This is a genomic window from Hoeflea sp. BAL378 (genome assembly GCF_000759435.1).
Classification (GTDB): Bacteria; Pseudomonadota; Alphaproteobacteria; order Rhizobiales; family Rhizobiaceae; genus Hoeflea.
The window spans coordinates 116109-126083 of sequence record NZ_JRJG01000006.1 but is presented as its reverse complement, the minus strand read 5'-3'; the positions used below and the strand labels follow the sequence as shown (position 1 = coordinate 126083).

Here is a 9975-nt window from a genome sequence, read left to right as displayed (position 1 = left end):
GGAAGGCATCGACCGTGAAGCCGACCGCGACCTCCCCTGCCGGGCCGTTGTCCCGGCCCTGCCCCGACGGTCCGGTCTCGGCAAAAGTGGCGGCGGGCGCCGGCCCGCCCGGATCAGGGTCACGCGTCACTGTCTGTCCATGGCCTGAGTTCATCTTCCAGCCCCGCGTCGATGATGATGCGGCGGGCCTGGCCGGCCATGGCCGGGTCGACCAGGATGCGCCGCGGGATGACCCCGACCGAGCCCTCGAGGATGCTCATGCCGCTGTCGGCCACCAGGCAGCCGATTCCCGCGTCGCGCATCAGGCTTTCCACAAACGAGATGAGCACCGGGTCGTTGGTGCGGATCAGATCATGCATCGGTTTTCCTTGTCATGCTTTTGTTTCATCCCATCGTATCAGGTATCAAGCCCTGTCCGCGCCAATTCGCCGCTTGCCGTGACAGGTAGGGCTGAATATTGTGCGCGGGAAGTCAAATCAGGAGTCCGTAGCATTGGGTGTGGTCATTTCACTGGAAGATGGAAAGCACAGGGACGCATCGGTCAAGCCGCTTGTCGACAAGACGCGTAGCGACATGGACCGGGTCAACCAGTTGATCCTGTCGAAGGCCGGATCGGATGTCGCGCTCATTCCCGAAGTGGCCAACCATCTGATTTCCTCGGGCGGCAAGCGGCTGAGGCCGATGCTGACGCTCGCCTCGGCGACCATGTTCGGCTATTCGGGCGAGGCCCATATCAAGCTCGCGACCTCGGTCGAATTCATGCACACGGCGACGCTCCTGCATGACGACGTGGTCGACGAGAGCGATCTGCGGCGCGGCCGCTCGACCGCGCGCATGATCTGGGGCAACCAGGCGAGCGTGCTGGTGGGCGATTTCCTGCTCGGCCAGTCGTTCAAGATGATGGTCGAGGTCGGTTCGCTCGATGCGCTCGATGTGCTGTCCAACGCGGCCGCTGTGATCGCCGAAGGCGAAGTGCTGCAGCTTTCCGTCGCCAAGAACATGGAAACCACGGAAGACGACTACCTCTCGGTGATCCGGGCCAAGACGGCGGCGCTGTTTTCGGCGGCCTGCGAAGTGGGCCCGATCATCGCCGGCGTCAGCAAGGCCGAGCGCAATGCGCTGAGATCCTACGGCATCAATCTGGGGCTCGCGTTCCAGCTGATCGACGACGTGCTTGATTACGGCGGGTCCGCGCATGATCTGGGCAAGAATGTCGGCGACGATTTCCGCGAAGGCAAGATCACGCTTCCGGTCGTGCTCGCCTACCGGCGCGGCTCCGAATCGGAGCGGGCGTTCTGGCGCGAGGCGATCGAAGGCGGAAAGACCGACGATCAGGCGCTGGAAAAGGCGATGGGGCTGATCACCAAATATGGCAGCCTGAAGGACACCACCGTGCGCGCGGAGCATTACGCCTCGATCGCCCGGGATGCGCTGGCGCCGCTGCCGGATTCGGAAGAGAAGTCGGCGCTCATGGAAGTCATCGCATTCTGCGTCAACCGCGCGTCCTGACCCCCGGCCGGCCCAGGCGTCAGGCACCGGCCTTGCCGCCCTGCGCCAAAAAAGCCATTGTGTTGGACGAGTGTGCTTCGGCAGCGGCCGGCGCGTGGCCAGATCAAACATGAGGCGGAACTTGATGCGGCGAAATAAGACAGCCCGGTTTGCGGCCAGCATTGCGCTGGGCCTGATCGTTTCGATGGGCGGAGCGCTCGCTCCGGCAGCCAGCCTGGCGGCGGCCTCCGCGCCCGAACAGCCGGCGGAGATCCAGCCCAATTTCCTCGGCTTTGCCGGCGCATTTCTCGCCGGGCGGACCGCGGATGTCGACAACGACACCGGCCGCGCGATCGAATTCTACACCAAGGCGCTCGAGTTCGACCCGGAAAACGCCGACATCAAGCAGCGGCTGATGGTGGCGCTGTTCACCGACGGGCGTTTTGCCGATGGCGTCGCCCTTGCCCGCGAACTGAAGGACGATCCCGCCGTCTCCCAGGTCTCCAACCTGGCGCTGATGGTGGAGGCCGTGACCAAGCGCGAATACCGCAAGGCCGAAAGCCTGCTCAATGCGGACGACAGCAATCCGATCGACCGCCTGCTCAACACGCTGCTCAAGGCCTGGGCCGAGTATGGCGACGGCAAGGGCGACCAGGCGATCAAGACGATTATCGCGCTCGACGGGCCGCCCTGGTATCCGGTGTTCACGCGCTACCATGCCGGCGCGATGGCGCAGGCGATGGGCAACAAGGCGGAGGCGCGAAAGCACTTCACCGATCTGATCGCCGACCCCGAAATCGGCGGCACGGCGCCCGACACCTATATTCGCGCGGTGATGGCGCTGGCCGGGCTGGAAGCGCGCGACGGAAACACCCGCGCGGCGCTCGACGCCCTGTCCGCGGGCGAGGACTTTTCGCCCGGCTACGCGCCGCTGTCGGCGCTGAGACAGACGATCGACGAGGGCGGTAAGCCGGAAGCCGGGGTGAAGACCGCGCAGCAGGGCGCGGCGGCTGCGTTTTTCACGCTCGGCAGCGCGCTCAACCGCGAAGGCGCGGAAGAGACGGTCGGCGTCTACCTTCAATTCGCCCGGGTGCTTGATCCCGAGAACGCCGCCACGCTCGTGCTTCTGGCGAGCCTCAAGGAGCGGCTGGGCAAGGCGGAGGACGCCATCGCCATCTACGAGGCGGTTCCGGAAAGCTCGCCGATGCGCCGGGTGTCGGAGCTGCAGCTCGGGCTGGCGCTTGCCGACCTTGGCCGCACCGCCGAAGCCAAGGATCATCTCAGCGCGCTCATCGAGTCCGATCCGCGCGACATCCGCAGCTATCTCGCCTATGGCAGCGTCCTGTCGATGGACAAGGACTACGCCGAGATGGCCAGCACCTACGAGAAGGCCATTGCCGTGATCGGGCCGACGCCGACCCGCAACGACTGGAACCTGTTCTTCCAGGCCGGCATCGCCAATGAGCGCCTGAAGCAGTGGCCGAAGGCGGAGGCCCAGTTCAAGCGGGCGCTGGAGCTGTTTCCCGACCAGCCGCAGGTGATGAACTATCTGGGCTATTCCTGGATCGACATGAACATGAACCTCAAGGAAGGCATGGACCTGATCCGCGCCGCCGTCGATCTGAGACCCAATGACGGCTACATCGTCGATTCGCTCGGCTGGGCGCATTACCGGCTCGGCCAGTACGAGGATGCGGTGCGCGAACTTGAACGCGCCGTCGAGCTCAAGCCGGCCGATCCGACGATCAACGACCATCTGGGCGACGCCTATTGGCGCGTCGGGCGGGAGCTCGAGGCCGAGTTCCAGTGGAAACGCGCGCTCGCCAACGAGCCGGACGCCGACCTCAAGCCCAAGATCGAGCTCAAGCTGAGCGAGGGCCTGCCTGCGGCCGACCCGGCGGTTCCCGCGGCCGCCAACGACGCCAGCAAAGACGCCGACACCTCCCTGTGAGCCCGGGCCCGTGAGACAGCGATTCGATGCTTTCGCGTGACGCGCCGGCGAAAATCAATCTGGCGCTGCACGTCACCGGGCGGCGGGCCGACGGCTATCACCTGATCGAAAGCCTGGTCGTGTTCACCGACCTCGGCGACCGCATCTCGGCGCGGCTGGCCGGCCATGACGGCTTTTCGCTGGAGGGACCGGAGGCGGGCGCGCTGTCGGCGGAAGACGCGCAGGGAAACCTGGTCGTCCGCGCGCGAGAGGCCCTGCGCGAGGCCGCGCGGCTGTCGGGGCGCACGCCGGCTCCTGTCGCCATCACGCTTGCCAAGCACCTTCCCGTGGCCTCGGGCATCGGCGGCGGATCGGCGGATGCCGCGGCGACGCTGAAGCTGCTCTGCGACCTCTGGGATTACAGGCCGGAGCCCGACGAACTTGCCCGCATTGCGCTCAAGCTCGGCGCCGACGTGCCGATGTGTCTTTTCGGAAGGCCGCTGGTCGCCCGCGGTATCGGCGAGGCGCTCGAACCCGTCGATCTCGGCTTCGGGCTCGATCTGGTGATCGTCAATCCGCGGATCGGCGTGTCGACGCCGGCGGTGTTCTCGGCGCTTAAGAGCCGCGAGAACGATCCCCTGCCCGCCCTGCCCGACCTTCGCGACCGGGACGGGTTCCTCGGCTGGCTCGAAGCCACGCGCAATGATCTCGAGCCGCCGGCGCTCGGGCTGGCGCCCGAGATCGGTGCCTGCCTTGCGGCGCTCAAAAGCTCCGGGGCACGGTTCGCCCGCATGTCGGGCTCCGGGGCGAGCTGCTTCGGGGTGTTCAGGGACGCGGAGGCGGCCGGGGAAGCGGCGCAGCGGCTGCGGACGGACAGGCCCGGCTGGTTCGTCGCCGCGACACGGACGCTCGCTGACGGCTGATGTCAGCCGCGCGAGCGGGCACTGATGCGCCCTACGGCAGCGCCAGCACGGCGGCGGGGACGATCTCGCAGTCGAGGCGGGTCATCGCCAGGCCGCGTCCGAGGCTTTCCAGCGACTGACCGGACCGCGCATTGGCGATCGCCTGCTTCTTGGGCATCAGCACGCCGTGCTCGAGCGCGGAGAGGCGGCGGCGGAACCGGGCCAGGAACGGCAGCCGGTACTCGCGCGACGGCCTGAGCCGCGCCGCCTGGCGCCCCGCGGCGATGTGCTGGCCGACATGATCGGTCCAGCCCAGCAGCGGCCGGGCGCCGGGCTCGATCAGGAGCAGCCACTCGGCGCGCGCCGAGCGCACCACATCGCGCAGGTCCGGGTCCTCGAGAAACCGGCATCCGGCGGCGTCGGCCAGTTGCGCCGTGGCGTCGCGCGAGCCGCGGTCGAGAATCACGACCTCGGCCACGAGCCCTTCGACGGCGCCCTGGACAAGCGCCGCCAGCGTCACCGCCAGGGCTTTCTCCTGGTCCTTGCATTCGATAAGCACACTGATCATTGCCCCTTTTAGATCATGCGCCGGTTCTGCGCCAGCGGGCGCGGCAGGCGGCCGCGCACGGCGCAGCCGGAGGCGATCCTGCTTTTTGTTCTTGCTATGTTCCACAAATTACGATAGGAAAATAATCACGAACACGGCGGGATTGCCCGCCCCAGCCACAGGTCTTGTCCCGCCCCGGGGCGTATGGAGGTCTTATGCCAAGCCTTTCAGCGTTGAAACAAACCGCCTTCGCGCCCGGCCTGCAGGCCGTCGAGGCCGATGCGCTGGTCGCCGCCAGCGGCCTGCGCGTGAGCGAGGACCGGGTACGTGGCCGCGGCGCCGGGCTCAACATGCCGGGGCGCTACGAGATCGGCGCCCGCGAGGTCTTCGACGACGGCTGGAACAGTCTCGAGGACCTGGCCCCGTTCAAGACCGAGGTGCAGATCGAAAAGCCGCGCACCGTCATCACCCGCAACCAGTCTCCCGATCTGTCCTTCGACCGCTCGATCAATCCCTATCGCGGCTGCGAGCATGGCTGCGTCTACTGCTTCGCCCGGCCCACCCACGCCTATATGGGCCTGTCGGCGGGCGTGGATTTCGAGGCGCGGCTGTTCGCCAAGCCCGATGCGCCGCGGCTTCTCGAACGCGAATTGTCGCGGCCGGGCTACAAGGTGCAGCCGATCGCCATCGGCACCAACACCGATCCCTACCAGCCGGTGGAAAGGCAGTGGCGCATCATGCGGCAATTGCTCGAGGTGCTGGAGGCCGCCGGCCATCCCGTCGGCATCGTCACCAAATCGGCGCTGGTGATGCGCGACATCGACATCCTGTCGCGCATGGCCTCGAAGGGCCTTGCGCGGGTGGCGCTGTCGGTGACGACGCTCGACCGCAAGCTCGCGCGCACGATGGAGCCGCGGGCGGCGACGCCCGAGAAACGGCTTGAAGCCATGCGCGCCCTGTCCAATGCCGGCATTCCGGTCTCGGTGATGGCGGCGCCGGTCATTCCCGGCCTCAACGATCACGAGATCGAGCGCATACTCGATTCGGCCAAGGCGGCGGGCGCGGATGCGGCGGGCTACATCCTGCTGCGCCTGCCCATCGAGGTGAGCCCGCTGTTCCGCGACTGGCTGCTCAGGCACTATCCGGACCGCTACCGGCACGTGATGTCGCTGGTCCGCTCGATGCGCGGCGGCAAGGACTATGACGCCGAATTCGGCACGCGGATGCGCGGAACCGGCCCTTATGCCTGGCAGATCTCCCGCAGGTTCGACATGGCCGCCAAGCGGCTTGGGCTCAACCACCGCAAAGCGCCGCTGCGGATCGACCAGTTCGTTCCGCCCCATGGCGAGGGCGTGCAGTTGAGCCTGCTGTAATCAGGTCCGGTCTGCCGGACCTCACCCGATCGCCGCGCATCCCCCGGGGGTGCGCGGCGACCCAACCCGGACCGCCCGCCGCCCCATAGAGGCGGTCCGGCGCCCGCGCGGCATCCCGTCCCCAGCCGCCGGGCCTTGCAGAGGATCAGGCGGGTGTGCGAGTCTAGCCGCAACATGGCTCGTACCCCGTCTGATTCCCTGTTTCCCGACTGTCCGGCAATGCCGGACGATCGCCATGAGCGCGACGCCCTCCGAAGCGGCTTCCGGCTCGTCGCCGGCCTCGACGAGGCCGGGCGCGGGCCGCTCGCCGGTCCCGTGGTGGCCGCGGCCGTCATCCTCGATCCTGCCTACATTCCCGACGGATTGAACGATTCCAAGGCGCTGAAGCCGGCCCGGCGCGAGGAGTTGTTCGAACTCATCATGGCGTCCTGCCATGTCGGCATCGCCAGCGCCTCGGCGCGCGAGATCGAGCGGACGGATATCCGAGCGGCAAGCCTCGCCGCCATGTGCCGGGCCCTGGCGGCGCTGCCGGTGAAGCCCGATTACGCGCTGGTCGACGGACGCGATTTCCCCTCAGGCATCACCTGCCAGGGCCGGGCGCTGATCAAGGGCGACGCCCGGTCGCTCTCCATCGCCGCCGCCTCGATCGTCGCCAAGGTGATGCGCGACCGGATGATGGTGCGCGCCGCCCTCGTCCATCCCGGCTACGGCTTCGACAGCCACATGGGCTATGGCGCGCCCCGGCACCTGCTGGCGATCGCCGAGCACGGCCCCTGCCCGCTGCACCGCATGACCTTCCGGCCGCTGCGCACCGACTGAGCATTACCCGGCCGGATCAAGCATACAGAGCGGCCGCGGACGGTCGCGAGCCCGTCATGATCTCCTGCCGGCGCTCCGGCGGCCCGATCGGCGCCGCCGGAGCGCTCGCCCGCCCTGGGGCGCCCTACCCCGTCCCCAAACGACAAAGGCCGGGAGATGATCCCGGCCTTTGTGCATTCTATGTCGGAGGGCTCAGTTGAGCCGGGTCTTCATGTCGCCGAGCGAGGCCTTGAACAGCTCGCCCGAGGTCTTGGAGTCGACCTTGGCGGCGATCAGCCTTTCAGCCGCGGCGATCGCCAGATCGACGGCCGAGGCGCGGACCTCGTTGACCGCATCGGTCTCCGCCTGGCGGATCTTCTGCTCGGCCATCGCGGTGCGGCGGGCGACATAGTCCTCGGTCTTGGCCTTGGCTTCCTCGCGCAGCGCGTTGGCTTCCCGTTCGGCGGCGCCGAGAATGCTCTGCGCCTCGGATTCGGCTTCCTTGCGCTTGCGCTGGTACTCGGCCAGCAACTGCTGGGCCTCCTCGCGCAGCTTCTTGGCCTGCTCGAGTTCGTTGCGGATCTGGTCGGCGCGCTTGTCGAGGGCGCCCGTCAGCATGGCGGGCACCTTCACATAGGCGAGGATCGCCAGGAAGATGATAAGCCCGACGAAGGCAAAGAATGTTGCGTCCATGATCGTCTTCTCCGCTTACTTGCCGGATGCGGCGCGGATCGCGGCTGCGACCTCGGCCTTGGTCACGGAACCGCCCAGGAGATGCTTGACCACATCGGTGGCGGTTTCCTCGGCGATGGTGTCGACTTCGGCCAGCGCCTTGTCCTTGATGGCGGCGATGCTTTTCTCGGCCTCGGCCATCTTGGCGTTGAGTTCGGCTTCGGTCTTGGTCCGCTCGGCCTCGGCCGCGGCCTTGGCCTTCTCGCGCGCGGTCTCGGCGATCGCCGAAGCCTTCTTGCGCGCGTCCGCCAGTTCCTGCTCGTAAGCGGCGATGGCGGCGTCGGCTTCTTCCTTCAGACGGTTGGCTTCATCGAGATCCTGGGCGATCCGGTCGCGCCGGTGCTCCAGAATGCCGCCGATGCGGGGCACGATGACGCGCGACATGAACAGGTAGAACAGGCCGAACGTGATCGCCAGCCACAGAAGCTGCGAGGCATAGGTCGATGAATCGAAGGGCGGAAATACGCCGCCACCGTGGGTCTCGCCACCGTGTGCGCCGGTTTCCGAAATGGTTCCTTCGGTGGGGTTGGACTGGGCCTGAGCCGGGGTCACAACAAACATGGTCGCCTCCAGATGAAATGCCACGCCGGTGATCCGGCGTGGCAAGCCTGACACTCGTTCGACGATTAGACGGCGAAGAGGAGAAGGAGGGCAACGAGCAGCGAGAAGATGCCCAGAGCTTCGGTCACGGCAAAGCCGAAGATCAGACGGCCGAACTGGCCGTCGGCTGCCGACGGGTTGCGCAGGGCGCCTGCGAGGTAGTTGCCGAAGATGGTGCCCAGGCCGATGCCTGCGCCACCCATGCCGAGGCAAGCGATGCCGGCGCCGATGTACTTTGCTGCTTCTGCTTCCATGATAAAACTCCTTTGGAATGGGATGGATGCGATTTGGCTGGCGGCGAACCGCCGGTGAAAGGATCCTAGTGGCCGGGATGCAGGGCGTCGTTGAGGTACATGCAGGTCAGCACCGCAAAGACATAGGCCTGAAGGAAGGCGACGAGGAATTCAAGACCGGTGAGCGCCACGGTCATGGCCAGCGGCAGGATCGCGCCGCCGATGCCGAGCGCGCCCATCCCGCCCAGCGAGACGACGAAGCCGGCGAAGACCTTGAGCGTGATGTGGCCGGCGAGCATGTTGGCGAACAGACGAACCGAGAGGCTGATCGGCCGCGACAGGAAGGAGATGACCTCGATCATCACCACCAGCGGCAGCAGGATGCCCGGCACGCCGGACGGCACGAACAGGTTGAGGAAATGCAGCCCGTGCTTCCAGAAGCCATAGACCACCACCGTGCCGACGACCAGCATGGCCAGCGCGAAGGTGACGATCAGATGGCTGGTGACGGTGAAGAAATAGGGGAACATGCCGAGCAGATTGGCCACCAGCACGAACATGAACAGCGAGAACACCATCGGGAAGAAGCGCATGCCCTGCGATCCGGCGCCGTCGCGCAGCATCGAGGCCACGAATTCATAGGACATTTCGGAGATCGACTGCAGCCGCGAGGGGATCATGCCGCGATTGGCGGTGGTCAGGAACAGGAAGCCCGCGGCGGCAGCCACGGTCGCCACCATGAACAGCGACGAATTGGTGAACGACAGGTCCAGGCCGCCGATCTCGATGGGGACGAGCTTGCTGATCTGGAACTGGTGTATCGGATCGTTGGCCACTTCACGCCTCTTTCTCGCATTCCGGTCGGACCGGCATTATTTCCCGTCGTCGTTCCCGCGCTGCCCGGCCTGGCTCCGCCCGACCGGAGACGGGGCGACCGCGCCGGTCGAGCGCAGGATATTCAGCACCCCGGCGCAGAAGCCCAGGATCAGAAACACGATCAGGCCCCAGGGCGACGTGCCCAAAAACCGATCAAACACATAGCCCAGCAGCGCTCCAACGATCACGCCGGCGATGAACTCGCTCGACAGCTTGACCGCAAGCGCGTAGCCCTGCCTCGCTTCCCTGCTGCCTCCCTCCCCCGGCTCCACCGTGCGGCGGGCGAGAAGATCGGCGTTCAGGCGCAGGCGACGGGCCTCCAGGCTTTCCGAGGGGCCGTTTTCCGTTTCACCGCCCGCGTCTGCCCTGTCAGAGCCGCCAGTCCCGCGCTTTTCATCCATGGATGCGCCCCCTGACACGCCAGCGACGGCTCGGAAAAAGCCGTCTCGAAGTCGGGCGCAACATAGTTTTAGGTCAGATCATAGTCAAGGCGCGG

The 9975-nt window shown here is 66.7% G+C and carries 12 protein-coding genes; 5 read left to right on the top strand and 7 right to left on the bottom strand.

What is annotated here, in order from left to right; translation table 11 throughout:
* Positions 1-119 precede the first annotated feature (119 nt).
* A complete protein-coding gene (locus LL06_RS02535; protein WP_035521740.1) occupies positions 120-359 on the bottom strand; it encodes a DUF2007 domain-containing protein in 240 nt (79 codons plus the stop codon).
* A gap of 133 nt (positions 360-492) precedes the next feature.
* Between LL06_RS02535 and LL06_RS02530 the strand changes: the two genes are divergently transcribed.
* From LL06_RS02530 to LL06_RS02520, 3 genes are all read left to right on the top strand, one after another.
* The gene (locus LL06_RS02530; protein ID WP_035521738.1) at positions 493-1509 is read left to right on the top strand and encodes a polyprenyl synthetase family protein; all 1017 of its coding nucleotides are present in this window, start codon (positions 493-495) and stop codon (positions 1507-1509) included.
* Between the two features lie 124 nt (positions 1510-1633).
* Positions 1634-3439, top strand: a complete 1806-nt coding sequence (locus tag LL06_RS02525; RefSeq protein WP_035521737.1) for a tetratricopeptide repeat protein — start codon at positions 1634-1636, stop codon at positions 3437-3439.
* Positions 3440-3465: 26 nt separating this feature from the next.
* Positions 3466-4341, top strand: coding sequence for a 4-(cytidine 5'-diphospho)-2-C-methyl-D-erythritol kinase (locus LL06_RS02520; RefSeq protein ID WP_035521735.1), 876 nt, complete (start codon positions 3466-3468; stop codon positions 4339-4341).
* 31 nt (positions 4342-4372) lie between these two features.
* On the opposite strand, the gene LL06_RS02515 is transcribed toward LL06_RS02520, so the two are convergent.
* The gene (locus LL06_RS02515) at positions 4373-4888 is read right to left on the bottom strand and encodes a glycosyl transferase (protein ID WP_035521733.1); all 516 of its coding nucleotides are present in this window, start codon (positions 4886-4888) and stop codon (positions 4373-4375) included.
* A gap of 194 nt (positions 4889-5082) precedes the next feature.
* Between LL06_RS02515 and LL06_RS02510 the strand changes: the two genes are divergently transcribed.
* Entirely contained in the window at positions 5083-6240 is a 1158-nt protein-coding gene (locus LL06_RS02510; protein WP_035521730.1) for a PA0069 family radical SAM protein, read from the top strand.
* Between the two features lie 219 nt (positions 6241-6459).
* Positions 6460-7059 carry a ribonuclease HII gene (locus LL06_RS02505; protein ID WP_244447022.1) on the top strand — a complete coding sequence of 200 codons (600 nt, stop codon included), beginning with the start codon at positions 6460-6462 and terminating at the stop codon, positions 7057-7059.
* Positions 7060-7251: 192 nt separating this feature from the next.
* Here LL06_RS02505 and LL06_RS02500 read toward each other — a convergent pair whose 3' ends face one another.
* From LL06_RS02500 to LL06_RS02480, 5 genes are all read right to left on the bottom strand, one after another.
* A complete protein-coding gene (locus LL06_RS02500) occupies positions 7252-7731 on the bottom strand; it encodes a F0F1 ATP synthase subunit B (RefSeq protein ID WP_035521726.1) in 480 nt (159 codons plus the stop codon).
* Positions 7732-7746: 15 nt separating this feature from the next.
* Positions 7747-8331 (bottom strand): F0F1 ATP synthase subunit B, encoded by a 585-nt coding sequence (locus LL06_RS02495; RefSeq protein ID WP_035521785.1) that lies wholly within the window; start codon positions 8329-8331, stop codon positions 7747-7749.
* 65 nt (positions 8332-8396) lie between these two features.
* Positions 8397-8624, bottom strand: a complete 228-nt coding sequence (locus LL06_RS02490; protein WP_035521724.1) for a F0F1 ATP synthase subunit C — start codon at positions 8622-8624, stop codon at positions 8397-8399.
* Between the two features lie 65 nt (positions 8625-8689).
* A complete protein-coding gene (locus LL06_RS02485; protein ID WP_035521722.1) occupies positions 8690-9439 on the bottom strand; it encodes a F0F1 ATP synthase subunit A in 750 nt (249 codons plus the stop codon).
* Positions 9440-9475: 36 nt separating this feature from the next.
* Positions 9476-9880 (bottom strand): AtpZ/AtpI family protein, encoded by a 405-nt coding sequence (locus LL06_RS02480; RefSeq protein WP_052161133.1) that lies wholly within the window; start codon positions 9878-9880, stop codon positions 9476-9478.
* Positions 9881-9975 lie beyond the last annotated feature (95 nt).